General features: G+C 72.9%; 20 protein-coding genes and 1 pseudogene. 11 read left to right on the top strand and 10 right to left on the bottom strand.

Going from position 1 to position 24,704, the window contains the following annotated elements:
• The first annotated feature begins 12 nt into the window (after positions 1 to 12).
• The 5 genes from ACFV57_RS03240 (at position 13) to ACFV57_RS03220 (ending at position 5,008) form a co-directional block, all read left to right on the top strand.
• Positions 13 to 1,203 carry a PucR family transcriptional regulator gene (locus tag ACFV57_RS03240; RefSeq protein WP_385225098.1) on the top strand — a complete coding sequence of 397 codons (1,191 nt, stop codon included), beginning with the start codon at positions 13 to 15 and terminating at the stop codon, positions 1,201 to 1,203.
• A gap of 89 nt (positions 1,204 to 1,292) precedes the next feature.
• Positions 1,293 to 2,234: an ACP S-malonyltransferase gene (locus tag ACFV57_RS03235; RefSeq protein WP_385225096.1), complete on the top strand. Its 942-nt coding sequence runs from the start codon at positions 1,293 to 1,295 to the stop codon at positions 2,232 to 2,234.
• 13 nt (positions 2,235 to 2,247) lie between these two features.
• Complete coding sequence (locus tag ACFV57_RS03230) at positions 2,248 to 3,294, top strand: ketoacyl-ACP synthase III (RefSeq protein WP_385225094.1); 1,047 nt, start codon at positions 2,248 to 2,250, stop codon at positions 3,292 to 3,294.
• A gap of 121 nt (positions 3,295 to 3,415) precedes the next feature.
• Complete coding sequence (locus tag ACFV57_RS03225; RefSeq protein WP_073761647.1) at positions 3,416 to 3,664, top strand: acyl carrier protein; 249 nt, start codon at positions 3,416 to 3,418, stop codon at positions 3,662 to 3,664.
• Between the two features lie 78 nt (positions 3,665 to 3,742).
• On the top strand, positions 3,743 to 5,008 hold the full coding sequence (locus ACFV57_RS03220) for a beta-ketoacyl-[acyl-carrier-protein] synthase family protein (RefSeq protein WP_385225091.1): 1,266 nt from the start codon (positions 3,743 to 3,745) through the stop codon (positions 5,006 to 5,008).
• Positions 5,009 to 5,116: 108 nt separating this feature from the next.
• On the opposite strand, the gene ACFV57_RS03215 is transcribed toward ACFV57_RS03220, so the two are convergent.
• Both ACFV57_RS03215 and ACFV57_RS03210 read right to left on the bottom strand, forming a co-directional pair.
• Positions 5,117 to 5,986, bottom strand: a complete 870-nt coding sequence (locus tag ACFV57_RS03215; protein WP_385225090.1) for an NAD(P)-dependent oxidoreductase — start codon at positions 5,984 to 5,986, stop codon at positions 5,117 to 5,119.
• A 67-nt stretch (positions 5,987 to 6,053) separates the two neighbouring features.
• The gene (locus tag ACFV57_RS03210) at positions 6,054 to 6,548 is read right to left on the bottom strand and encodes a DUF3145 domain-containing protein (protein ID WP_385225088.1); all 495 of its coding nucleotides are present in this window, start codon (positions 6,546 to 6,548) and stop codon (positions 6,054 to 6,056) included.
• A 326-nt stretch (positions 6,549 to 6,874) separates the two neighbouring features.
• Here ACFV57_RS03210 and ACFV57_RS03205 point away from each other — a divergent pair, with 326 nt between their 5' ends.
• Together ACFV57_RS03205 and ACFV57_RS03200 are read left to right on the top strand one after the other, a co-directional pair.
• Positions 6,875 to 7,780 (top strand): SGNH/GDSL hydrolase family protein, encoded by a 906-nt coding sequence (locus ACFV57_RS03205; protein ID WP_385225087.1) that lies wholly within the window; start codon positions 6,875 to 6,877, stop codon positions 7,778 to 7,780.
• 247 nt (positions 7,781 to 8,027) lie between these two features.
• Positions 8,028 to 8,759, top strand: coding sequence for a DUF4097 family beta strand repeat-containing protein (locus tag ACFV57_RS03200; protein WP_385225085.1), 732 nt, complete (start codon positions 8,028 to 8,030; stop codon positions 8,757 to 8,759).
• Between the two features lie 40 nt (positions 8,760 to 8,799).
• Here the strand turns inward: ACFV57_RS03200 and ACFV57_RS03195 are convergent, their stop codons facing one another.
• Entirely contained in the window at positions 8,800 to 11,481 is a 2,682-nt protein-coding gene (locus tag ACFV57_RS03195; RefSeq protein WP_385225083.1) for a glycoside hydrolase family 3 protein, read from the bottom strand.
• Positions 11,482 to 11,614: 133 nt separating this feature from the next.
• Here ACFV57_RS03195 and ACFV57_RS03190 point away from each other — a divergent pair, with 133 nt between their 5' ends.
• Both ACFV57_RS03190 and ACFV57_RS03185 read left to right on the top strand, forming a co-directional pair.
• A complete protein-coding gene (locus ACFV57_RS03190) occupies positions 11,615 to 12,322 on the top strand; it encodes a TetR/AcrR family transcriptional regulator (protein ID WP_385225081.1) in 708 nt (235 codons plus the stop codon).
• Between the two features lie 110 nt (positions 12,323 to 12,432).
• The gene (locus ACFV57_RS03185) at positions 12,433 to 13,782 is read left to right on the top strand and encodes a pyroglutamyl peptidase (protein ID WP_385225079.1); all 1,350 of its coding nucleotides are present in this window, start codon (positions 12,433 to 12,435) and stop codon (positions 13,780 to 13,782) included.
• A gap of 82 nt (positions 13,783 to 13,864) precedes the next feature.
• Here ACFV57_RS03185 and ACFV57_RS03180 read toward each other — a convergent pair whose 3' ends face one another.
• The 6 genes and pseudogenes from ACFV57_RS03180 to ACFV57_RS03155 form a co-directional block, all read right to left on the bottom strand.
• Entirely contained in the window at positions 13,865 to 14,764 is a 900-nt protein-coding gene (locus ACFV57_RS03180; RefSeq protein ID WP_385225152.1) for a ribokinase, read from the bottom strand.
• Positions 14,765 to 14,771: 7 nt separating this feature from the next.
• A pseudogene (locus ACFV57_RS03175) lies at positions 14,772 to 16,660 on the bottom strand (substrate-binding domain-containing protein).
• Positions 16,661 to 16,787: 127 nt separating this feature from the next.
• Complete coding sequence (locus ACFV57_RS03170; protein WP_385225077.1) at positions 16,788 to 18,533, bottom strand: sugar ABC transporter ATP-binding protein; 1,746 nt, start codon at positions 18,531 to 18,533, stop codon at positions 16,788 to 16,790.
• Positions 18,530 to 19,582, bottom strand: coding sequence for a LacI family DNA-binding transcriptional regulator (locus ACFV57_RS03165; RefSeq protein WP_385225075.1), 1,053 nt, complete (start codon positions 19,580 to 19,582; stop codon positions 18,530 to 18,532). Before ACFV57_RS03165 ends, ACFV57_RS03170 begins: the two co-directional genes overlap by 4 nt.
• Before the next feature lie 335 nt (positions 19,583 to 19,917).
• A complete protein-coding gene (locus ACFV57_RS03160) occupies positions 19,918 to 20,346 on the bottom strand; it encodes an organic hydroperoxide resistance protein (protein WP_385225073.1) in 429 nt (142 codons plus the stop codon).
• A 94-nt stretch (positions 20,347 to 20,440) separates the two neighbouring features.
• The gene (locus ACFV57_RS03155; RefSeq protein WP_385225071.1) at positions 20,441 to 21,463 is read right to left on the bottom strand and encodes an NADP-dependent oxidoreductase; all 1,023 of its coding nucleotides are present in this window, start codon (positions 21,461 to 21,463) and stop codon (positions 20,441 to 20,443) included.
• An 86-nt stretch (positions 21,464 to 21,549) separates the two neighbouring features.
• Here ACFV57_RS03155 and ACFV57_RS03150 point away from each other — a divergent pair, with 86 nt between their 5' ends.
• Together ACFV57_RS03150 and ACFV57_RS03145 are read left to right on the top strand one after the other, a co-directional pair.
• Complete coding sequence (locus tag ACFV57_RS03150) at positions 21,550 to 21,981, top strand: MarR family winged helix-turn-helix transcriptional regulator (protein ID WP_385225069.1); 432 nt, start codon at positions 21,550 to 21,552, stop codon at positions 21,979 to 21,981.
• Positions 21,982 to 22,150: 169 nt separating this feature from the next.
• On the top strand, positions 22,151 to 22,789 hold the full coding sequence (locus tag ACFV57_RS03145) for a disulfide bond formation protein DsbA (RefSeq protein WP_385225067.1): 639 nt from the start codon (positions 22,151 to 22,153) through the stop codon (positions 22,787 to 22,789).
• 134 nt (positions 22,790 to 22,923) lie between these two features.
• Here the strand turns inward: ACFV57_RS03145 and ACFV57_RS03140 are convergent, their stop codons facing one another.
• Positions 22,924 to 24,576 carry an MFS transporter gene (locus ACFV57_RS03140; protein ID WP_385225065.1) on the bottom strand — a complete coding sequence of 551 codons (1,653 nt, stop codon included), beginning with the start codon at positions 24,574 to 24,576 and terminating at the stop codon, positions 22,924 to 22,926.
• Between the last annotated feature and the right edge of the window lie 128 nt (positions 24,577 to 24,704).

The following is a 24,704-nucleotide window of genomic DNA, read 5'->3' as shown; positions in this document are numbered from 1 at the left end:
AGGCTTGTCCCCGTGTCTGAACCCGCATCGCGCGACCCGCACCCGCATCCGCACACCGCGACGCTCCGCCGGCTGGAGAAGTCGTCGGGAAAGCTGGCGGCCAACGCCATCGCCCGCATGGACGCGCAGCTGCCGTGGTACCGCGCCATGCCGCCGGAGAACCGTTCGTGGATCGGGCTGGTGGCCCAGGCGGGCATCGCGGCCTTCACCGAGTGGTTCCGGCATCCGGAGACACCGCAGGCGATCAGCACCGATGTGTTCGGTACGGCGCCGCGCGAGCTGACCCGGGCGATCACCTTGCGCCAGACCGTCGAGATGGTCCGTACGACCATCGAGGTCATGGAGGCGGCGATCGACGACGTGGCGGCGCCCGGCGACGAGGGCGTGCTGCGCGAGGCGCTGCTCGTCTACGCGCGGGAGATCGCCTTCGCCACCGCCCAGGTGTATGCGCAGGCCGCCGAGGCCCGGGGCGCGTGGGACGCCCGGCTGGAATCCCTCGTCGTCAACGCGGTGCTCTCCGGGGAGGCGGACGAGGGCGCGGTGTCGCGGGCCGCCGCGCTCGGGTGGAATTCTCCCGAACATGTGTGCGTTGTGCTGGGTACGGCCCCCGACGGGGACAGCGAGCTGACGGTGGAAGCCATCCGCCGTGCGGCCCGGCACGCCAAGCTCCAGGTGCTCACGGGTGTCCTGGGCAGCCGTCTGGTGGTCATCGCGGGCGGCTCCAACGATCCGCTCAAAGCGGCGAAAGCCCTGATCGGACCGTTCGCGGCGGGCCCGGTGGTGGCCGGTCCGGTGGTCTCCGACCTGCTGGCCGCGACCCGCTCGGCGCAGGCCGCCGCGGCCGGGCTGAAGGCGTGTGCGGCCTGGCCGGATGCGCCTCGTCCCGTACTGTCCGACGATCTCCTCCCGGAGCGGGCGATGGCGTCCGACCCGGCGGCGCGTGACCAGCTGGTGGAGGAGATCTACAGACCGCTGGAGGAAGCGGGCTCGGCGCTGCTGGAGACGCTGAGCGTGTATCTGGAACAAGCCAGCAGCCTGGAGGGCGCGGCGCGGATGCTGTTCGTGCACCCCAACACCGTGCGCTACCGGCTGCGACGTGTGACCGACGTCACCGGATGGTCACCTTCGGACGTACGCTCCGCCTTCACGCTGCGTATCGCGCTGATCCTGGGGCGCCTGGCCGACAGTGACAGCCAACTCTAGACTTTTGTAGAACACCGACAATTCCCCTGATGGTTCTTCGTCCCTGTCCCCACGGGCGGGCGGGACCTCCCACAAGAGAGAGTGTGAGGGTGCTCGTACTCGTCGCTCCCGGCCAAGGCGCTCAGGCGCCCGGCTTCCTGACTCCCTGGCTCGACCTCCCCGGTGTCGAAGACCGGCTTCGCGCGTGGTCGGCCGCCATCAGCCTGGACCTGGTCCACTACGGCACGAAGGCCGACGCGGACGAGATCCGCGACACCGCGGTGGCACAGCCGCTGCTGGTGGCGGCCTCCCTGGTCTCCGCACGGCAGCTCTTCGCGACCCCGGAGGACTTCTCCCGGCTGGTCGGCGCCACCGCGGGGCACAGCGTCGGCGAGCTGGCCGCCGCGGCCCTGGCCGGCGTGCTGTCCGAGGACGACGCGCTGGCGCTGGTACGCAAGCGGGGTCTGGCCATGGCCGACGCCGCGGCCGTCACCGAGACCGGCATGGCCGCCCTCCTCGGCGGCGAGCAGGACGTGGTCCTGCCGCACCTGGACGCGCTGGGCCTGACCCCCGCGAACGTCAACGGCGCGGGCCAGATCGTCGCCGCGGGCACCGCCGAGCAGCTGACCGCGCTGGCCGAGAACAAGCCCGAGGGCACCCGCCGCGTCGTGCCCCTGAAGGTGGCCGGCGCCTTCCACACCGTCCACATGGCCCCGGCCGTGACGGTCCTGGAGGAAGCGGTCGGGCAGCTCACGCCCGCCGACCCGCACACCCGCTACGTCTCGAACAGGGACGGCCGTGTCGTCGCCGACGGGCAGGACGTGGTGCGCCGCCTGGTGGGCCAGGTGGCCAACCCGGTGCGCTGGGACCTGTGCATGGAGACGTTCAAGGAGCTGGGCGTCACCGGCATCATCGAGGTGAGCCCCGGCGGCACGCTGGTGGGCATCGCCAAGCGCGCCCTGCCCGGCGTCAAGACCCTCGCGCTGAAGACCCCCGACGACCTCGACGCGGCCCGCACGCTGATCGCCGAGCACTCTGCCCAGGCCGAATAGGAGCCCCGAGAGCATGACCTCGAAGATCAAGCCCGCCAAGGGCGCCGCTTACGCGCGCATCATGGGCGTCGGCGGCTACCGCCCGACCCGCGTGGTGCCGAACGAGGAGATCCTCAAGCACATCGACTCCTCCGACGAGTGGATCCGCTCGCGCTCCGGCATCGCCACCCGTCACTGGGCCGGCCCGGACGAGACCGTGGCGGCCATGTCGGTGGAGGCGGCCGGCAAGGCCATCGCGGACGCCGGCATCACGCCCGAGCAGGTCGGCGCGGTCGTCGTCTCGACCGTCTCGCACTTCAAGCAGACCCCGGCCATCGCGACCGAGATCGCCCACAAGATCGGCGCGGGCAAGCCCGCCGCGTTCGACATCTCCGCAGGTTGCGCCGGATTCGGTTACGGTCTGACGCTCGCCAGGGGCATGGTGACCGACGGCAGCGCCGAGTACGTGCTCGTCATCGGCGTCGAGCGGCTCTCGGACCTGACCGACCTGGAGGACCGGGCGACCGCGTTCCTCTTCGGCGACGGCGCGGGCGCCGTGGTCGTCGGCCCCGGCAAGGAGCCCGCGATCGGCCCGACCGTCTGGGGCTCGGAGGGCGACAAGGCCGAGACGATCAAGCAGACGCTCGGCTGGGACGTCTACCGCCGCACCCCGGTGCCCGGCGGCAACGGTCCGGACGCCCGGGTGGCGCTGGACGAGATCCGCTACCCCGCCATCACCCAGGAGGGCCAGGCGGTCTTCCGGTGGGCCGTGTTCGAGATGGCGAAGGTCGCCCAGCAGGCGCTGGACGCGGCCGGAGTCAGCCCGGACGACCTGGACGTCTTCATCCCGCACCAGGCCAACATGCGGATCATCGACTCGATGGTGAAGACTTTGAAGCTGCCGGAGAGCGTCACGGTCGCCCGTGACGTGGAGACCACCGGCAACACCTCGGCCGCCTCGATTCCGCTCGCCATGGAGCGGCTGCTGGCGACCGGGCAGGCCAAGAGCGGGGACACCGCGCTCGTCATCGGCTTCGGGGCGGGTCTCGTCTACGCCGCGACGGTCGTTACCCTCCCCTAGGCAAGTTTCGCGCAGTGCCGTCGGTGCCCCTGTGTCCCGGCGGCCGTACGGAGCTTGTTCCACCATCCGGAACTGCAGACTTTCTACCGTTCCCCCGACAAATTACCGAAGGAGCGCCATCATGGCCGCCACTCAGGAAGAGATCGTCGCCGGTCTCGCCGAGATCGTGAACGAGATCGCCGGGATCCCCGCCGAGGACGTCCAGCTGGACAAGTCCTTCACCGATGACCTGGACGTCGACTCGCTGTCCATGGTCGAGGTCGTCGTCGCCGCCGAGGAGCGCTTCGACGTGAAGATCCCCGACGACGACGTCAAGAACCTCAAGACGGTCGGCGACGCGACCGATTACATCCTCAAGCACCAGGGCTGATCCGGCCCCGGAGCATGTCGCCACCCCGCGGTGGCGCCGTCGATTCTCAACCCCTCTACCTGTGGAGTAAGAATTCCCGTGAATGCGACCAATCGCACCGTGGTCGTCACCGGTATCGGCGCAACCACACCGCTGGGTGGCGACAGTGCCTCGACCTGGGAGGGGCTGCTCGCCGGACGTTCCGGCGTGGCCGGCCTCGACCAGGAGTGGGCTGCCGACCTCCCGGTCCGCATCGCCGCTGCGGCCGCCGTCGACCCGGGTGAGGTCATCCCCCGGGCGCAGGCCCGCAAGCTGGACCGCTCGGCGCAGTTCGCGCTGATCGCGGCCCGTGAGGCGTGGGCGGACGCCGGATTCCAGGCCCGTGCGGGCGAGGACCCGGCCGTGGACCCCGACCGGCTCGGCGCGGTCATCGCCTCCGGCATCGGCGGCGTGACCACCCTGCTGAACCAGTACGACATCCTGCGGGAGAAGGGCTCGCGCCGCGTCTCCCCGCACACCGTGCCGATGCTGATGCCCAACAGCCCGTCGGCCAACGTCGGCCTGGAGGTCAACGCGCGCGCCGGTGTGCACACCCCGGTCAGCGCCTGTGCCTCCGGCGCCGAGGCCATCGGCTACGGCATCGAGATGATCCGTACGGGCCGTGCCGACGTCGTCGTCGCGGGCGGTACGGAGGCGGCCATCCACCCGCTGCCGATCGCCGCGTTCGGCAACATGATGGCGATGTCGAAGAACAACGACGACCCGCAGGGCGCCTCCCGCCCCTACGACGCGGACCGCAACGGCTTCGTGCTCGGCGAGGGCTCCGGCGTGATCGTCCTGGAGTCGGCCGACCACGCCGCCAAGCGCGGCGCGAAGGTCTACGCCGAGGCGCTGGGCCAGGGCATCTCCGCCGACAGCCACGACATCGTGCAGCCCGAGCCCTCCGGCAACGGCATCGCGCACGCACTGCAGAACCTGCTCGCGGGCACCGACCTCAAGCCGGCCGAGATCGCGCACGTCAACGCGCACGCGACCTCGACGCCGCTGGGGGACCTGGCCGAGATCAAGGCGCTGCGCAAGGTCTTCGGCACCGACGTCGACCACATGGCGATCTCCGCCACGAAGTCGATGACCGGTCACCTCCTGGGCGGCGCGGGCGGCGTGGAGACCGTCGCCTCGGTGCTGGCGATCCACCACCGGGTGGCGCCGCCGACCATCAACATCGAAAACCTCGACCCCGAGGCCGACGCGGACATCGTCCGCGACGAGAAGCGCGCGCTGCCCGCCGAGGGCCCGATCGCGGTGCTGAACGACTCGTTCGGCTTCGGCGGCCACAACGTGGTGCTGGCCTTCCGGACCGTCTGACCGGAGCCGGGCCCGTCGGCCCGTGAGAAGCGGGAAGGGGCCGTGCCCGTCGGGCGCGGCCCCTTTCGCGTGCCCGCGTGCCCGCGTACGGCGCGCGGGCCGGACGCCTCAGAAGCTGGCGAAGTACGCGGCCGCGCCGTCCTCGTCGCCGTGTCCCTGCGCCTCCGCCCGTCGCAGGCGCTCCGCGGCGGCGGCCGTCAGGTCCACATGCACCCCGCCCGCCTCGGCCGCCTCCTCGATCAGCCGCGCGTCCTTGCGCGCGGCGGACACCGTGAAGCTGGCCGGATACTCGCCGGACAGGATCAGCTCCGCCTTCGTCCGGAGGTAGGGCAGGTCGAGCGGCCCGCCCGCGACCGCTTCGAGGAAGGAGCGGGGGTCCACACCGAGCCCCTGCGCGAGGGCGAGCGCCTCGCCCGTGCCGTTGATCACGGTGAGCACCCAGCTGTTGACGACCAGCTTGAGGCGGCTGGCGGCGCCGGACGCCGCGTCGTCGCCGACCCACAGGGTGCGCTGTCCGACGACGTCGAGGACCCGCGCGGCCCGGTCCCGCACCTCCTCGGGCCCGGCCGCGAGAACGGTCAGCAGGCCCTTCTCCGCGGGTTCCTTCGTGCCGAGCACGGGCGCGTCCACGAAGTCCAGGGCGTGTTCGCGGGCGAGGGCGGCGAGCGGGGCGACTCCGTCGGCGCCGACGGTGCTCATCTGGAGCCAGAGGGTCTTCGCGCGAAGGGCGGGGGCGCTCTGCCGCATCGCGTCCAGGACGGCGGGTCCGTCCAGCAGGACGGTCAGGACGGCGTCCGCGCCGTCCACCGCCCCGGCCGGGGTGTCCATGATCCGTACGCCGTCGGCGGCCAGCGGTTCGGCCTTGGCGCGGGTCCGGTTCCAGGCGCGTACGTCCAGGCCGGCGCCGGCGAGGTTGCGGGCCATCGCCGAGCCCATGATTCCGGTGCCGAGCACCGCCACTGAGGTCTTGGAGGACATGTCCGCACGCTACGGCCTGGAGCGGACTCCAGGACAAGCCCGGAACCGGCGTGCCGTGGCGGGGGCCTCAGACGACCTGGTGCAGCCAGCGGACCGGGGCGCCCTCGCCCGCGTACCGGAAGGGCTCCAGCTCGTCGTCCCAGGGCTTGCCGAGCAGCTTGGCGACCTCGCCCGCCAGCTCCGTCTCGCCGCCCGCCGAGCGGGCGAGGGCGGCGCGCAGCCGGTCCTCGGGGATGAGGATGTCGCCGTGGATGCCGGTGACGGCGTGGAAGATGCCCAGCTCGGGCGTGGCGCTGTAGCGCTCGCCCTCGGCGGTCGCGCAGGGTTCGGCGGTCACCTCGAAGCGCAGGAGGTGCCAGCCGCGCAGCGCGGAGGCCAGTTTGGAGGCCGTGCCGGACTCGCCCTGCCAGGAGAACTCGGCTCTCCAGGTGCCGGGGGACGCCGGCTGGCGGATCCAGTCGAGGTTGACGCGCACACCGAGCACGCCCGCGACGGCCCACTCGACGTGCGGGCACAGCGCGCGGGGCGCGGAGTGGACGTACAGAACTCCACGTGTCGTCACCGGGACCTCCAGTACGGTTCGAGGTTCGCCTTCCCCAGCGGCCTCGTGCCCGTTCCGGTCGCGGCCGGGACAGCTGCAAACATTCTGCCCCAGTGATCACGTCGGCACCAGCATCCGAGGTTACCTACAGTAAACACCATTAGCCCCAATTTGCCGCAAAAGGGACAGTAAATGACGTGATGTAACACACGTGTGCCGACTGTGCCCGTGCCGTCGGGCGAGGACCCTACGGGTCTCGGCACAAGCTACCGCGCGGCAGCGGTCGGGGTGTGACGTACCGTCGGTACCGGAACAGATATCACTCGCACGCCGGAGGGGGACAGGGCATGACGGTGGTCAATCGGCCCTTTCGGCCAATCCGGACCCGCCACGCCGCGGCCGCCGCCCTCGCGTCGGCCGCGCTTCTCGTCTCCCTGACCGGCTGCGGCGATCCGGACGACGGCGGCGGGGCGGGCGGCCGTACGGCGGCGAGCCCCTCCCCCAAGCCCTCTCCCGCGTGGCGTACCGACCCCGCCTCGGTGGCCGCGGTCGGCGACTCCATCACCGTCGGCTTCGACGCCTGTTCGGTGCTGTCCGACTGCCCCGCCGTCTCCTGGGCCACCGGCACCGACCCGCAGGTGAACAGCGTCGCCCGGCGGCTGGTGAAGGACCCCGCCACGCACAGCTGGAACTTCGCGAAGACCGGCGCGCTGATGCACGACCTGCCCGCCCAGGTCGACCGGGCGGTGCGGCAGCGGCCCGAGCTGGTCACCGTCATGGTGGGCGCGAACGACGCCTGCCGCACCGACGTCGCCGCGATGACCTCGCCGGACGCCTTCCGCGCCGACTTCGAGGCGTCGCTGCGCAAGCTGCGGCACGCCCTGCCCAAGACGCAGGTGTACGTCGCGGCCGTGCCCGATCTGTTGCGGCTGTGGTCGCAGGGGCGGCAGAACCCGCTGGGCAAGGAAGTGTGGAAGCTGGGCATATGCGGCTCGATGCTGCGCGACCCGGACGACCTGTCGAAGGCCGCGGACACCCGGCGGCAGAGCGTGCGGGACCGGGTGATGGCGTACAACAAGGCCCTGGAGTCGGTGTGCGAGCGGGACCGGCTGTGCCGCTTCGACCGGTCCGTCTTCGACTTCCGCTTCACCGGTGCCGAGTTGAGCGCCTGGGACTGGTTCCACCCGGGCCGGGAGGGCCAGCGGGAACTGGCACGGATGGCGTTCCAGGAGATCACCCGTAAGGGGACGTAGCGGACCTGACGGGCACTGAGGAGCGCCGTGGACACGGCACCTCCGAGGCGGACCGCGGGTGCGGCACCCGTAATGCGGGCCGTGGGTGCGACGCCCCTTAAGGGAGACGCCCGGGAGATCGTCCCACCTGAGGACTCGAACGCGGCGTCCGCCACGAGACGATGGCTGCCGACCCGAGCGGCGGCGCACACGGCACCCGTACGCCGCCCCGCACCCGCACACCGCTTCGTCTCCTGGGGGACCCGTCATGACCGCACGCCGCGCCACCAGGCCGGGACACCGCACCACCCGCCTCGCGCTGGCCTCGGCCGCCCTCGTCACGGTGGCCGTCGCGGTCACCGGCTGCGAGCTGACCGAAAAGGTCACCGAGAGCGAGCAGACCTACACGGTGGACGGCAAGGCGGCGAAGCTGGACGTGACGACGCCGGGCGGCAACATCCACGTGGTCGCCGACGAGACGGCCGGTGACCGGGTCAAGGTGACGGAGCGCATCGCCTACGGCAAGAAGAAGCCCGCCACCCGGCACTCGCTCGAAAACGGCACGCTGAAGCTCACCGCGGACGACTGCGGGGGCGTCAGTGGCAGGTGCAGCGTCGCCTACGAGGTACGGGTGGCGCCGTCGGTGGCCGTGGAGCTGGAGACCGACGGCGGCGACATCGACGTCAAGGGCACCTCGGGGGCCGTCGGCGCCAAGAGCAGCGGCGGCGACATCGAGCTCAGGGACTGCACGGCCAAGCAGGCGAACGTACGGACCGACGGCGGCGACGTCGAAGCGCGCTTCACCGCCGTACCGGACCGGGTGGACGGCCACAGCAGCGGCGGCCAGGTCTCCGTCCGGCTGCCGCAGGGCCGTTACGCGGTGGACGCCACCACGGACGGCGGCGACCGTACGGTCACCGCCCGCGTGGACAGCGGCTCGCCGCACCACGTCAAGGTGCACAGCGACGGGGGCGACGTGGAGGTGCTGGCCGGCCGCTGAGGCCCGGCGCGGCGCCGCCCCCGCCGCGGGGCGTCGGCAGTCAGGCCACCGTGACCTGCGCCCGCAGCCGCCGGTCTGTGACACTGCGGGCCGCCTCGATCGCGTACGTACCGTCGGCGAAGCGGTGGGCGCCGGCCTTCTCGTCCCAGATCTCGAAGGCGCGGCGCGGCAGCACGATCTCGGCCTCGGCCGTCTCGCCCGGGGCGGCCTCCACCGTCGCGAAACCGGCCAGCCAGCGGTCCGGGCGGTCCACGGGCGCCGCGCCCGCGACCCTGGTCAGCGGCGCGAGATAGATCTGCACGACCTCGCGGCCGGGGCGCGTACCGGTGTTGCGCACCCGGACGCGGGCGCGGGCCGGGGTGGCCTCCAGGGACTCGTAACTCCACTCCGTGTAGCCGAGTCCGTGCCCGAAGGGGTACGCCGGTGCCGGGCCCGCCTGCTCGCGGGCACGGCGCTGCCACGCCCGGTAGCCGATGAAGACGCCTTCCCCGTACACGACCTCGCCGCCGTCCGGGGTGACCTGGGTCACCGGGGCGTCCGCGAGGCGGGCGGGCCAGGTGGTCGGCAGCCGGCCGCCCGGCTCGTAGGCGCCCAGCAGTACGTCGGCCAGCGCCGCCCCCGCCTCCTGGCCCGGGAACCAGCCGAGCAGCACGGCGGGCACCTCGTCGCGCCACGGCAGCTCCACGGGCGAGCCGGAGTTGACGACCACGACGGTGTGCGGGTTGACGGCGGCCACCCGCGAGACCAGTTCGTCCTGGCGGCCCGGCAGGGCCAGGCCCGTACGGTCGAAGCCCTCGGACTCGGTCTCCTCCGTGGTGGCCACGACCACGACGGCGGCGTCCGCTTCCGCCGCGGTGCGCACCGCCTCCTCGATCTCGGCATCCGGGGCGGGCCGCGGTTCCGCGTGGCCGAGTGCGAAGGTCAGTACGGGCAGGTCGGCGCCGAGCCCGGTGGCGCGCGGGACGAAGCGCAGCGTCACGTCCAGGGCCCGGCCCGCGGACAGCTCCGCCTCCAGGCGGTGTTCCGCGGGGTTCATGAACGCCTCGAACGGGTCGTCGGTGTCCGGGGCGCAGGGGGCGTCGAACAGCACCCGGCCGCCGACGGTCAGGCGCAGTTCGCCGGTGCCGGAGACGGCGAAGGTGTGGGTGCCGGACGTCTGCGGGGTGAAGGTGCCGGCCAGCTCGACGCTGTGCAGACCGGATGGGCGGACGCCGTCCGGGAAGCTGCCCATGGCCTGCACCTTGCCGTCGGACTGCGGCTGTTCGGCGAGCAGCGTGCCGTCCGCGTCGCGGTAGCGGGCGCACAGCTCGAAGCCCGCGCGGGCGTGCGGGACCTTCGTGCGCGGGTCGGCGCCGACCGCGAAGACGACGTCGGTGCCGGGCAGGGCGGCGCGCAGGCCCTCCAGCGGGGAGACGATCCGCTCGGGGAAGACGGTGGCCGAGCCGCCGCCGAGCACCCGGGCGTCCTTGGCGGCGGCGCCGATGACGGCGAGCTTGCGGAGGGCGGCGGGGGCGAGGGGGAGGGCTCGTGGTGGGGTGGGGGTTGGTTGGATTTGCGGAGGCAGCTCGCGTTCCGGGGGCGGTGGGGTTTCCGAGGTTGGTTCGTTTTCCGGGGTCGGTTCGTTTTCCGGGGTTGGTTCGGCGCGTACGGCCGGTTGGTTCTCCGGGGAGGGTTCGGCGCGTACGGCCGGTTGGTTCTCCGGGGAGGGTTCGGCGCGTACGACTGGTTCGTTGCGTACGAGGACGAAGGAGCGGCGGGCGACCTCGCGGGCCAGTGCGCGGCCGTCGATGTCTTGCGGTACGTCCTGCGGGGCGACGGCGGCCGGGACGCCCTCCAGGCAGCCCGCGCGCGCGGCGAGCAGCAGCACCCGGCGCACCGCGTCGTCCACCTCGGCCTCCGTGACCCGGCCCGCGCGTACGGCCTCGGCGAGCGGGGCGCCGAAGACCGTGTGCGGGCCCGGCATGGCGATGTCCAGGCCGCCGCGCAGCGCCCGCACCGTGTCGCGGGCCGCCGTCCAGTCGGAGACGTTGACCCCGTCGAAACCCCATTCGCCCCGCAGGACGCCGGCGACCAGCTCACGGTGTTCGGTCATCGTGCAACCGTTGACCTGGTTGTAGGCCGTCATGATGCCCCAGGGGCGGGCGTTCTCGACGATGTACTCGAAAGGCGCCAGGTACAGCTCGCGCAGCGCGCGCGGGGCGATCCTGTTGTCGACGGTGAAGCGCTCGGTCTCGGCGTCGTTGCCCACGAAGTGCTTGACGGTCGTGCCCACCCCGCCGTCCTGGACTCCGCCGACGTATCCCGCCCCGATCACACCGGTCAGGTACGGGTCCTCGGAGAAGCACTCGAAGTGGCGGCCCCCGAGCGGCGAGCGGTGCAGGTTGACGGTGGGCGCCAGGAGGACGTGCACGCCCTTGCGGCGCGCCTCCTGGGCGAGCAGCCGGCCCGCGCGGCGCGCCAGCGCAGGGTCCCAGGTGGCGGCCAGCGCGGTGGGGCTCGGGAGCGCGACGGACGGGTCCTCCGCGCCCCAGCCCCGGCCCCGTACGCCGACCGGCCCGTCCGACATGACCAGGGACCGCAGCCCGATCTCCGGGACGGCGGGCAGCGTCCAGACGTCCTGTCCGGACAGCAGCCGGGTCTTGGTGTCGAGGTCCAGTCCGCCGAGGGCCGCCTCGACGGCGGGGGCGGCTGCCGCGGTGTGGGCGCTTCGGTGGTCGGTCATCGGCTCTCCCTGACGTGGACGTGCGGTCCGGACCTGCCGCTCCGATTGTGACCGTTTCACCTGGCATAGGGTAGGTATCGTTACTGTCACGTAATCTTACGAGCCGGGTGCGCGGCGGAGTTACGCTCGCCCGGTGACTGCACGACACGAGGCGCGGCCGGGCGGCCGCCGCGGCGGTGGCGGACGCGAGGCGCAGCGCGCGGAGCGGCGCGCGGCGATCCTCCAGGCCGCCATGGGGCTGATCGCCGAGCGCGGCTACCGGGGCACGTCGCTGGCGGCCGTCGCGGAGCGCGCCGGACTCACCCAGCAGGGGCTGCTCCACCACTTCCCCAGCAAGGAACTGCTGCTCGTCGGCGTGCTGGAGGAACGCGACCGCTGGGACACCGCCGCCGCGGCCGCCGCCTCCGGCGTCCGGCGCACGGACACCCTCGCCGCGCTGGTCGAGTACAACGCCGAGCGCCCCGGCGTCGTGCAGACGTACACGGTCCTGTCCGGGGACAGCGTCACCGAGGACCACCCGGCCCGCGACTTCTTCGAACAGCGCTTCCGCCGCGTACGGGAGACGCTGGCCGAGGCGCTGCGGGCGGAGTTCGGCGACCGGCTGCCGGGCGGGCTGACGCCGGAGCGGGCGGCACCGCTGCTGGCCGCCGTGATGGACGGGCTCCAGCTCCAGTGGCTGCTGGAGCCGGAGGAGGTGGACATGCCGGCGGCATTCCGGGACTTCCTGTCGCTGCTCAAGGAGGAGGGCGGCGCGAAGTCCCGTTCCGGGGAGGGCGCAGGTCCGGACGGGCCCGGTAAGGGGCGCAGCGCCCAGGAGGCGCGGAGGCGCCGTCCTGAGTGACCGCGCGAGCCGTCTCAGGGGCCGGGCGGGAGCGCTTCTCGTGGCGCCTCCCCCGCCGCGAAACGGATCAACCCCTTCCGTCGGCGGCACGGCGCCGGTTTACTCACCCCATGAGACGCATACGCACCAAGACGGGGGTGCTCGGCGCCGCGCTGCTGACCGCGGCCCCGCTCGCCCTCGTCGCACCTTCCGCCACCGCCGCCACGTCCGACACCACCGGTAACGCCGCCGCCACCGCGTCGCGGCCGTCCGCCGTCACCGCGCCGACCGCCGAGGAGCAGCGGCTGTCGCAGCGCGCGCCGCAGGAGATCCTGCGGCGCAGCGGTTTCGCCGGGGTGGCCGGGACGTTCGGCGGCGGGCTGGCGCGGGTGCACTCGTACGGAGAGGCGAAACGGTACGTCGCGGACGCGGGGCACGGCCTGTGGCGGCGCGCGGTGGACCGCGTCCAGGGGCGCGGGCCGCAGGGCGGCGACCTGAGCCGGGACGACGACCGGCCGCTGTACTGGGCACGGCTGGGGATGACCAAGGCGCTGCGGGAGTGGAAGCCGCAGTTCCGGCTGACCGACACCCGGCGGAACGCGCTGCTGGGGGCGCTGGAGCGCGGTTCGCGCGGGCAGGACTCCATCGATCTGCCCGGCGGCGGACACGCCAGGAACCGTGTGCTGCGCGTCGTGGTGACCGGCTTCGACCCGTTCCAGCTGGACGCCGACGCACGGCGCAGCAACCCGTCGGGGGCCGCCGCGCTCGCGCTGGACGGCACGACGGTCCGTACGTCCTCGGGACGGCTCGCCCGTGTGGAGACGGCCGTCTTCCCCGTACGGTGGGCGGACTTCGCGGCGGGCACGGTCGAGCGGACGCTGCTGCCGCACTTCCGGCGCGGGCCGCGGCAGGTGGACCTGTTCACCACCATCAGCCAGGGCCGGCCGGGGCAGTTCGACCTGGAGCGGACCAACGGCGCCTGGCGGGGCGGCTATCCGGACAACGCGCGGGAGTCGCGGACCGAGACCGTGCCGGTCCCGAAGGGCGTGCCGACCGTGCGTCCGCAGCCGCAGTGGACCACCACGACATTGCCGTACGCGCGGCTCGCCTCGGCCGGCACCGGGCCGTTCCCGGTCCGGGACAACACGGCTGTGACCGAGATCCCGGCGGGCGGCGGGGCGCCCGTGGAGCGGCCGGACGGGCCGACGCCGGGCTCGACGGCCCGTGCGGGCGGCGGTGGTGACTACCTGTCCAACGAGATCGGCTACCGGGCGACGCTGCTGCGGGACGCGCTGAAGCTGAAGGTGCCGGGCGGCCATCTGCACACCCCGGTGCTCAAGTTCGGCGCCGGGAACACCGATCCGGCGACCGGCGAGGTCACCGATCCGGACTTCGTACGGAACCGGACCGCGATCACCAAGCAGGTGCGGAGCATCCTCACCGCCGCGTTGTCAGTGGCACCGGTCATGATGGAGAAATGACCGTCGCAGCAGCGCAGTTCCCGGAGGCGCGCGGGCCTGGCGGGGACGGGGCGGGTACGGCGCCCCCGCCGTGGCCTCCGGGTCAGGACGGCAGTTCGTCCGGCGTCGGGTAGGACGGCTGGGCGCCCGGCTTGGTGACGGCGGCGGCGCCGACCCGTACGGCGAAGCGGGCCGCCTCCGTGAGGGAGTCGCCGCGGGCCAGGCGGGTGGCGAGGGCGCCGGTGAAGGCGTCGCCGGCGCCCGTGGTGTCGACGGCCTCGACCTTGACGCCGGGGACCCGGTCGGTGTGCCCCTCGCCGTCCACGACCAGCGCGCCGTCGCCGCCCAGGGTGACGACGACCGAGCGGGCCCCCTGGCCGAGGAGTGCGCGGGCCCAGTCCTCCGGGCCGCCTTCGGCGCGGTCCGCGAGCTGCTGCGCCTCGTGCTCGTTGACCACCAGGGGGTCGGCGGCGGCGAGGAGTTCGGGGTCCAGGCGCTCCGGGGTCGGGGACGGGTTGAGGACGACCCGGGTGCCGGTCTCCGTGGCGGTGGCCGCGGTGGCCCGTACGGTCTCCATCGGCACCTCCAGCTGGAGGGAGACCGCGGCGGACGCCGCGATGACGTCGCGGGCCGCCGCCACGTCCCGCGGGGTCAGCGCCGCGTTGGCGCCCGGGGAGACGACGATGCTGTTGTCGCCGTCCGGGCCCACGATGATCATCGCGGTGCCGGTACGGGTACCGGACTCGACGATCACATGCGCGACGTCCGTGCCGGCGGCGCGCTGCGCGTCCAGCAGCAGTTCGCCGTACGCGTCGTCACCGACCCGGGCCAGCAGGCCGACCCGGCCGCCCAGCCGGGCGGCGGCAGCGGCCTGGTTGGCGCCCTTGCCGCCCGCCGACTCGACCAGGTCGGAGCCGTGCACGGTCTCCCCCGCGCCGGGCCGCCGCGCCACCCGGACCGTGAGGTCCGCATTGGCCGAGCCCACTACCAGTACGTCGTACATCTGCTTCTCACCCATCGAATCTGGCCGCGTTCCTGCCGGTCACCAGGACCACCGGCACCTTCACCTGTTTCGGCAGCCGCTCGCCGCGCGCCGCCTTGAGCGCCTGGTCCACGGCCTGCCTGCCGAGCAGTTTCGGCTGCTGGGCGACCGTGGCGGTGAGCGTGCCGCCGCGTACCGCCGCGACGCCGTCCGGCGTCCCGTCGAACGCCACGATCTTCACGTCCTTGCCCGCCCGGGCGCCCAGCGACTTGGCCGCGCCGAGCGCCATCTCGTCGTTGGCGGCGAAGACGCCGCCGATGTCCCGGTGTGCCTGGAGCATATTGGACATCACGTCCATACCTTTGGTCCGGTCGAAGTCGGCGGGCTGCCGCGCCACCACCTCGATGCCCGGGTACGCCTTGATGCCCTCCTCGAAGCCCTGCCCGCGCTCGCGGGCGGCGGAGGTGCCGGGCTGCCCCTCCAGGAAGGCCACCTTCCCCCTGCCGCCGAGGGACTCGGCGAGGGTCTTCGCGGCGAGGCGGCCGCCCGCGACGTTGTCGGAGGCGATGGTCGAGCCGACGTCGCCGCCGTTGACACCGCGGTCGATGGAGATCACCGGCACCTTCGCCCGGTTGGCGACGCCGACGGCGGGCACGGCGGCGTCGGAGTCCACCGGATTGATGATCGCCGCCTTGACGTTCTGGCTGGTGAACGTCTCCATCTGGTTGATCTGCTGCATGGGGTCGTTCTGTGCGTCGGTGATGTTGACGTGCAGGCCGCGCCGGTCCGCCTCGGCCTGCGCGCCCTCCTTGATGCCGACGAAGAACGGGTTGTTGAGGGTGGACAGGGCCAGACCCAGGTCCGTGTCGCCGCCGCGGTCGCAGCCGGACAGGACGAGGGCACCGGCCAGCGCCGCCGCGCCGAGCAGCCCCGTACGCCTGCGGAACGCACCCGTACCCCGGCCGGGCAGCCCCGTACGCCCACTACGCGGTCCCCCGCGCCCGCCGCGCGGGTCGGTCCCGCCGCCGGGCAGGCCCGTACGCCGCCTCATCGCGCGCTCCGGCGGCGCAGCGTGTCCAGGAGCACCGCCAGCGCGATGACCAGACCGGTGGCCACCTGCTGCCAGAACGCCGAGACGCTCAGCAGGTTCAGCCCGTTGCGCAGTACGGCGAGGATGAGCGCGCCGATGAGGGTGCCGGACGCCTTGCCGGAGCCGCCGGAGAGGCTGGCGCCGCCGATGACGACGGCGGCGATGGCGTCGAGTTCGTAGCCGCCGGCGGCCTGCGGCTGGGCGGAGGTCAGCCGGGCCGCGAGCACGATGCCGGCGACCGCCGCGAACAGCCCGGACAGCGCGTAGACGACCAGCTTGCGGCGCTTGACGTCGATGCCGGAGAGCCGCGCGGCCTCCTCGTTGCCGCCGATCGCGAACATCGCGCGGCCCGCGTACGTACGGTTGAGGACCAGTGCCGCTGTCAGACCCATCGCGATCATGACCAGGACCGGCACCGGCAGCCAGCCGCCGAGGGTGTCCCCCAGCGTGCCGAGCGAGGCGGGGAAGGCTATCGGCGAGCCGCCGGTGATGACCAGGGCGAGGCCGCGGCCGATGGAGAGCATCGCGAGCGTGGCGATGAAGGCGGGCAGCTTCCCGTACGCGACCAGCGCGCCGGAGACCAGGCCCGCCGCCGCGCCGACCGCGAGCCCCAGCAGGACGGCGATCCACACCGGCAGGCCGGCGTCGGTCGCGGCCCAGGCGACCACGGTGGCGCCGAGGGCGGCCACCGAGCCGACCGACAGGTCGATGCCGGCCGAGACGATCACGAAGGTGACGCCGAAGGCGAGGATGGCGGTGACGGACGCCTGGACGCCGACGTTGAGGAGGTTCTGTCCGTTCAGGAAGTCCCCGGACAAGGCCGTCATGACCACGACGAGGGCGATCAGGCCGCCCAGCGGGCCGTTCTTCAGGACGGCCCGGGTGAACCAGGGGCCGAAGCCGTCACCGGGCGGGGCGGCGCCGACCGCCTCGGCGCCCGCTCCCGTCTTCACATCAGCGGACATCGGAGCCCTCCATCGCGCTCTCGTTCGGGTTCTGCGGTCCGGGCCCGGCCGCGCCGTCGGCGGACCGCACCGCCAGTTCCATCACCGCGTCCTGCGTCGCCTCGTCGGCGGACAGCTCACCGGTGAGCCGCCCCTGCGCCATGACCAGCACCCGGTCGCTCATGCCGAGCACCTCGGGCAGGTCGCTGGAGATCATCAGCACCGCGCGGCCGGCCGCCGTCAGCTCGTTGACCAGCTGGTAGATCTCGACCTTGGCGCCGACGTCGATGCCGCGCGTCGGCTCGTCCAGGATCAGCAGCCGGGTGTCGGCCAGCAGCCACTTGCCTATGACGATCTTCTGCTGGTTGCCGCCGGAGAGGGTGCGGGCGCGCTGCCCGAGGCCGCTCATCCGCACCTTCAGCTGCGCCGCCACATCGGCCGCGGCGCGCCGCTGGCCGCGCCGGTCGACCAGGCCGCCGCGGGTGTCCCGGTCCAGCCGGGCCAGCGTCAGGTTGTCCTGGAGGGAGGCGTCCAGGACCAGGCCCTGGCCCTTGCGGTCCTCGGGGACCAGGCCGAGCCCGGCGCGCATCGCGGCCCGTACGTCGCCGCGGGCCAGTACCCGTCCGTCGATCTCGACGGTCCCGGCGTCGTAGCGGTCCACGCCGAAGACCGCCCGCGCGACCTCGGTGCGGCCCGCGCCGACCAGGCCCGCGAGGCCGACGACCTCACCGGCCCGCACCTCGAAGTCGACGCCCTCGAAGACCGGGGTGCCGTTGGGGCCGTTGCGGGTCAGGCCGCGTACGCGCAGCAGGGGCGCGCCCGGGGCGTCCGGGCGCTGCCGCGGGTACTGCTCGGCGATGTCGCGGCCCACCATCAGCCGGATCAGCTCGTCCTCGTCCGTACCGGCCGGGACCTCGGCCACCGAGCGGCCGTCGCGCAGCACGGTGACGCGGTCGCCGAGGGCGCCGATCTCCTCCAGGTGGTGGGTGATGAAGATGATCCCGACGCCTTCGGCACGCAGTTCGCGCACGATCGCGAAGAGCGTCCCGACCTCCTCGGAGGTCAGTACGGCGGTCGGCTCGTCCATGATCAGGACGCGGGCGCGCAGGCTCAGCGCCTTGGCGATCTCGACCATCTGCAGGCGGGCGATGCCCAGTTCGGCGACCGGCGTGTCCGGGGAGACGTCCAGGCGTACCCGGCGCAGCAGTTCGGCGGCCCGGGCCCGCATGGTCTTCTTGTCGATCAGGCGCAGCGCGGTGCGCGGCTGCCGGCCGAGGAAGATGTTCTCGGCGACCGTCAGGCCGGGGACGAGGTTGAACTCCTGGTAGATGGTGGCGATGCCCAGCCGTTCGGCGTCCTGCGCGGAGCGGATGTGGACTTCGCGGAGGGCTTGATGGGGGGTGTTGGGGGAGGCTGGGCGGGAGCCGGGGTGCGGGCCGGGCCGGGAGCCGGGGCGGGCGTCGTCGCCGGGCGGTCCGCTGTCGTCCGGGGCGTTGCCGTCCGGGGCGTTGCCGGGGCCGCCGGCCGCGAGGATGCGTCCGGCGTCCGGCCGGTGGGCGCCGGAGAGCATCTTGATCAGCGTGCTCTTGCCCGCGCCGTTCTCGCCGAGCAGTACGTGCACCTCGCCCGCGCGCAGGCTCAGGTCCACGCCGTCCAGGGCCCGGACGCCGGGGAACGACTTCGTCACCCCCTCCACGCGCAGCAGTTCGCGGCCGGCCGGTGCGTCGCCCCGAACGTCGTCGTTGACGTCGGTCATGCGCTGCCCCTCTCCTGTCGGGTGTTCTCCTCGTGCGTGGTGCCCGGTTCGCCGGTGCCCGGTTCGCCGCACGAGCGGCGGGTGACGAGCCGGGCCGGCAGCAGTACGGAGCCGGCCGCGCGCCCCTCGATCCGCTCCAGCAGGGTGCGCACGGCGGCCCGGCCCAGTTCGCGGGTGGGCTGCGCGATGGCGGTGAGCGGCGGGTCGATGTGCGCGAACCACGGCACGTCGTCGTACACGACCAGCGCCACGTCGTCGGGCACCCGCAGCCCGCGCGCCCGGATCTCGTCCATCGCGCCGAGTGCCATCAGGTTGTCGGTGGCCAGTACGGCGTCGGGCCGCTCGGGCAGGTCCAGGAAGGCGCGCATGACCTGCCGTCCGCCGGTGTGCTGGAGGTCGGGCGTGGAGCCGACGCGCTCGGCCGGCAGCGCTATGCCGTGCGCGGCCAGCGCCGTACGGAAGAGTTCCAGGCGCTCGTCGCCGGTCGGTGTGCCGGCCGGGGCGACGATGATGGCGGGGCGCCGCCGGCCGAGGGCCGCGAGGTGGGCGGCGAGTCCGGTGAGCGCCGCGGCGCCGTCGGCCCGTACGCACGGCGCGTCGACGCCGGGCACGATCCGGTCGAGCAGCACCAGCGGGGTGCCGGAGGCGACGACCTCGCGCAGCATCGCGGACCCGGTACCGGCCGAGCTGACCAGCAGGCCGTCGATGCGGCGGTCCAGCAGCGTACGGATGTAGTCGTCCTGCTGGCCGGGGCGTTCGGCGGCGTTGCCGATGATGAGGCTGTAGCCGAGGCCGCGCGCCGCCTCCTCGACGGCGTCGGCCAGCTCGGTGAAGAACGGGTTCGTCAGGTCGCTGATGACCAGGCCGAGGGTGCCGGTACGGGCGGTGCGCAGGGCACGGGCGACGTTGTTGGGGCGGTACCCCAGCTCCTCGACGGCGGCGAGCACCCGCTCCCGGGTCTCGGCGACCGGGCTGCGCCCGTTGAGCACCCGCGAGACGGTCGCCACGGACACCCCGGCCCGCTCGGCCACATCCTTGATCTTCGCCATGCCGCCCTTGCCCTTCCGTGCAGGTACGCGGTCCGCGCAGGCCGGTCGCGGACACCGAGGAGCAGGGCGTCCCGATCGCACGTCGGCGTGTAATCGATTTCGTGTGGGCTTACGTAATCGATTACACGCCGGTGGCGTCAAGATGGCGGTGAAGTGGCCTGCGTCACAGGGGGTGGAGTCGGGCCGCTCCGGAGCCGCCCGCGGTCCTGGGACGGCCGGAGGCCGCACCCCGTAGCGGGAGTGCGGCCTCGACTCGGGTGCCCGGCACCCCGGCACCCCTGCTGCCCGGGGCTCCGGGCTCGGGGGCCCGGCTGCCCGGGGTTCGCGTGCGCGCGTCAGGCGACGGTGAGCGTCACGTCGATGTTGCCGCGGGTGGCGTTCGAGTACGGGCAGACCTGGTGGGCCTTCTCGACGAGGTCCTTGGCGGTGGCCGCGTCCACGTTCGGAATGGTGGCGGCGATCTCGACGGTGAGACCGAAGCCGCCGGACGGGGTCTTGCCGATGCCGACCTTGGCGGTCACCCGGGAGCCGGAGACGTCCGCCTTCTCACGACGGGCGACGACGCTCAGCGCGCCCTGGAAGCAGGCGCTGTAGCCGGCCGCGAAGAGCTGCTCGGGGTTGGTGCCGGCGCCGCTGCCGCCCTGCTCCTTGGGCGGGTTGACGACGACGTCCAGCTTGCCGTCGTCGCTGGCGACGCGGCCGTCCCGGCCGTTCTCGGCGGTGGCGACGGCGGTGTAGACGACGTCTACGGGCTGGATGGACATAGAGATCCTCCTGTGGTTCGCCGCGACTCGCGCCCACGGTCGCGACGGCTTGGGGCCGAGCCTAGTGGCCCGGCCGGACCGGTTCCGCGAGGGGTCAGTCCGTGAGATCGACGATCATCTTGCCGGTGTTCTCACCGCGCAGCAGGCCGAGGAACGCCTCGAACCCGTTCTCGATGCCGGGGACCTTCGTCTCGCTGAACTTCAGCTCACCCGAACGCACCCACGCCGACACCTCGGAGACGAACTGCTCCTGGAGGTGGGTGTGGTCGGCGACGAGCAGACCCTGGATACGCAGCCGCTTTCCGATGACCAGCGCGAGGTTGCGCGGCGCGGGGGTCGGCTCCGTGGCGTTGTACTGCGAGATCATGCCGCAGACGGCGACGCGGCCGTGCAGGTTCAGCGCGCCGATGGCGGCTTCCAGGTGGTCGCCGCCGACGTTGTCGAAGTAGACGTCGATGCCGTCGGGGGCGGCTTCCTTGAGCTGCTCGGCGACGGAGCCGCCGGACTTGTAGTTGAAGGCGGCGTCGAAGCCGTACTCCTCCGTCAGGAGCTTGACCTTCTCGTCGGAGCCCGCGCTGCCGATGACGCGCGAGGCGCCCTTGAGCTTGGCGATCTGGCCGACCTCGCTGCCCACCGCGCCGGCCGCGCCGGACACGAACACGGCGTCGCCCTCCTTGAAGGAGGCGACCTCCAGCAGGCCCGCGTAGGCGGTCAGGCCCGGCATGCCGAGCACGCCCAGGTAGGCGGAGAGGGGGGCCAGGGACCCGTCCACCTTGGCGATCTTGGCGGCGTCCACGACGGCGTACTCGCGCCAGCCCTTGAAGTGCAGGACGTGGTCACCGACGGCGAAGCCGTCCGCGTTCGACGCGACGACCTCGCCGACCGCGCCGCCCTCCATCGGCTCGTCCAGCCGGAACGGCGGGGTGTAGGACTTCACGTCGTTCATCCGGCCGCGCATGTACGGGTCGACGGAGAAGTACAGGTTGCGGACGAGGAGCTGCCCCTCGCCGGGCTCGGCCACCTCGGCCTCGCGCAGCGCGAAGTCCTCCGGCTTCGGCCAGCCGTGCGGACGGGCGACCAGGTGCCATTCGCGGCTGGACGTGGGCAGTGCGGACATGGATGCTCCTCCTAAATGCTTCAGGACGTGAAACAACAATGCTCCTCGATATTTCATGTTGTCAAGCAATTCGCTATCCTGATGTCATGACTCCTCGCGCAGACCACCTGACCGTCGAGGTCGTCGAGCTGATCGGCACCGTCGTGGCCCGCTATCACGAGGAGTACGAGCACGCCGCGGCCGAGCACTCCCTCACCGGCGCCCAGGCCCGTGTCCTCGGCCTGCTCGCCCGCGAGCCGATGCCGATGCGGCGGATAGCCCGGCACCTGAAGTGCGAGCCGTCGAACGTGACCGGCATCGTGGACCGGCTGGAGTCCCGCGGCCTCGTGGAGCGCCGTCCGGACCCGGCCGACCGCCGGGTCAAGCTCGCCGCCCCCACCGACGCCGGACTGACGACGGCCGAACGGCTGCGTGACTCTCTGGACTTCGCGCGCGAGCCGCTCGGCGAGCTGTCCGTGGCGGAGCGCGCGCTGCTCAAGGAGCTGCTCCAGCGGATGCTGGGCATACCGCCGGAGTAGACGGAACCAGCCGGGCACGGGACGTGCGGACCCGCGCCGTACGGACACGACCCCGCCCACGGGCCGGACGAGCACCTTCCGGCCGGGTACGCGCCGGACGGACGCGTTCCGGCCGGATGTCCCGGATCAACGCCCGGCCGAAAGTTCCGAATCGAACTATCGTGGCGTCATGACTGCTCAGACTGCTTCTGCCCCGGGCACCACCCGTCACACGGTTGACTTCTACTTCGACCCCCTCTGCCCGTTCGCCTGGATCACCTCCCGCTGGATTCTTGAGGTGGAGGCCCACCGCGACCTCGACCTGCGCTTTCGCGTGATGAGCCTGTCCGTCCTCAACGAGGGCCGCGAAGGCCTGCCGGAGCAGTACCAGGAGCTGCTGACCAAGGGCTGGGGCCCCGTACGGGTGTGCATCGCCGCCGCCCAGAAGCACGGCGAGGGCGTACTGCGCGACCTGTACACCGCGCTCGGCACGCGCCTGCACAACGGCGGCCGGGAGGACTACGGGACCGTCATCGAGGAGGCGCTCGCCGAGGCCGGGCTGCCCGCTGAGCTGGCCGGCGCCGCCGACAGCACGGAGTACGACGACGCGCTGCGCAAGAGCCACCACGAGGGCATGGACCCGGTCGGCCAGGAGGTCGGCACGCCCACCATCCACATCGACGGCGTCGCCTTCTTCGGCCCGGTGCTGACGGCGATCCCGCGCGGCGAGGAAGCGGCGCGGATCTTCGACGGCGCCCGGCTGCTCGCCGGTTACGACAAGTTCTTCGAGCTGAAGCGGACCCGGACGGGAGACCTGGACTTCAGCTGACCCCGGCCCCGACCCGGGCGAGGGCGCCGCGCTGCCGGACTTCCGGCCGGAGCGGGCCGGCTTCGGAGTGCCGGGGCGGGCCGGCTTCGGAGTGCCGGGGCGGGCCGGATTCGGACGGCCGGCGCCCGTTCCCGTCAGGAAGCCGGGGTAGTTGAGGGAGCCGAGGCCGTTGAGGTCGCCGGGTCGGCTGAGGTGGTCGGTGACGTCGAGGTGCCCGAAGCCGTTGAGGCGGACGGGGCGGACGCGCCCTCCACCGGCGGCGGCTGCGTCCGTGTGCCCCTGAGCAACAGCGCCGTCAGCAGCGCACCCAGCGCCATCACGCCCGCCGCGCCGAGCATCGCCGTGTACAGCCCTCCGAGGAAGGCCGTACGGGCCGCCGACAGCAGCGCCTCCCCCGCCCGGCCCGGCAGTTCTCCCGCGACTGCCGCGGCTCCGGCCAGGGTCTCCCGTACGGTGTCCGCCGCGCCCGCGGGGAGCCCTTCAAGCACGGCGTCGTCGATGCCGCCGCGGTAGACCGCGTTGCCGAGGGTGCCCAGGATCGCCATCCCCAGGGCGCCGCCCAGTTCGGTGCCGGATTCCAGGAGGGCGGAGGCCGAGCCGGCGCGCTCCGGCGGGGTGACGCCGAGGGCCAGTTCGGTGCCGAGCGACATGACCATGACCACCCCCGCCCCGTAGACACTGGCCCCGAGCAGCACGGTCCACAGCGGCGTGTCCGCCGCCATGCGGGACACCCACAGGAATCCGCCGGCCGCGGCCAGGAAGCTGCCAATGATGACCAAGGTCCGGTCGATGCGCCGCGCGAGGGCGGTCGCGGCCGGGGCGGCGGCGCCCACCGCGAGGGTCGGCACGACGTTCCACAGGGCCGCCTCCAGGGGGCTCATGCCCCGTACGGACTGGAGGTACTGGGTGAAGAAGACCGCGCTGCCGACCAGCGCGAACATCGCCAGGAGGTTCATCAGGACGGAGCCCGAGTAGCCGCGGTGGCGCAGGAGTTCCAGGTCCAGCATCGGCTGCCGGGCGGCTCGCTGACGGCGTACGAACGCGACGGCGGCCAGCAGTCCGGCCACGACGGCGCACGCGGGCAGCACCTCGAAGCCGCTGCGGGCCAGTTCCTTGATGCCGTAGACGACCGGCAGCACCGCGGCCAGGGAGAGCAGCGAGCCCGGCAGGTCGAAGCGGCCCGCCGCCGGGCTCTTGAACTCCGGCAGCAGCAGGGGCCCGGCCACCAGCAGCAGCACCATCGCGGGCGTGTTGATCAGGAACACCGAACCCCACCAGAAGTGCTCCAGCAGCACGCCGCTGAGCACCGGCCCGATCGCGATGCCGCCCATCGTGCCGCCGGACCAGATCGCGACGGCCTTGCCGCGCTGCTCGGCGTCGTGGAACAGGTTGCGGATCAGGGCCAGGGTGGACGGCATGAGCGTGGCGCCGCCGATGCCGAGCACCGCGCGGGCGGCGATGAGCATCGGGGCGCTCTGCGCGTACGCGGCCAGGACCGAGGCGACGCCGAAGAGGGCGGCGCCGCAGAGCAGCAGCCTGCGGCGGCCGATACGGTCGCCGAGCGCGCCCATGGTGATCAGGAGTCCGGCCAGGACGAAGCCGTAGACGTCGAAGATCCACAGCTGTTCGACGCCGGTGGGGGCGAGTTCCGCGGAGAGGAACGGCAGGGCGAAGTAGAGGACCGAGACGTCCATCGAGACGAGCAGGCAGGGCAGCAGGAGCACCACGAGGGCGGTCCACTCGCGGCGCCCGGCGCGAGGTGGGCGCGCGTACGGGGTAAACGTCATAGTCAGGAACGTAGACAGTGCCCGCTTACGGCGCAAACCATAGCCGAGACAGAGCCTTTGGGCGTGCATCACACTAGTGCACCTAGGACGCTTTCACCGGCGTCACCCCGGGCCCTGCTAGCCTCGCA

Origin of the sequence: Streptomyces sp. NPDC059788 (genome assembly GCF_042732265.1) — a bacterium.
In the GTDB taxonomy this organism is placed as follows: Bacteria; Actinomycetota; Actinomycetes; order Streptomycetales; family Streptomycetaceae; genus Streptomyces.
This window is presented reverse-complemented; position numbering and strand designations above follow the sequence as displayed.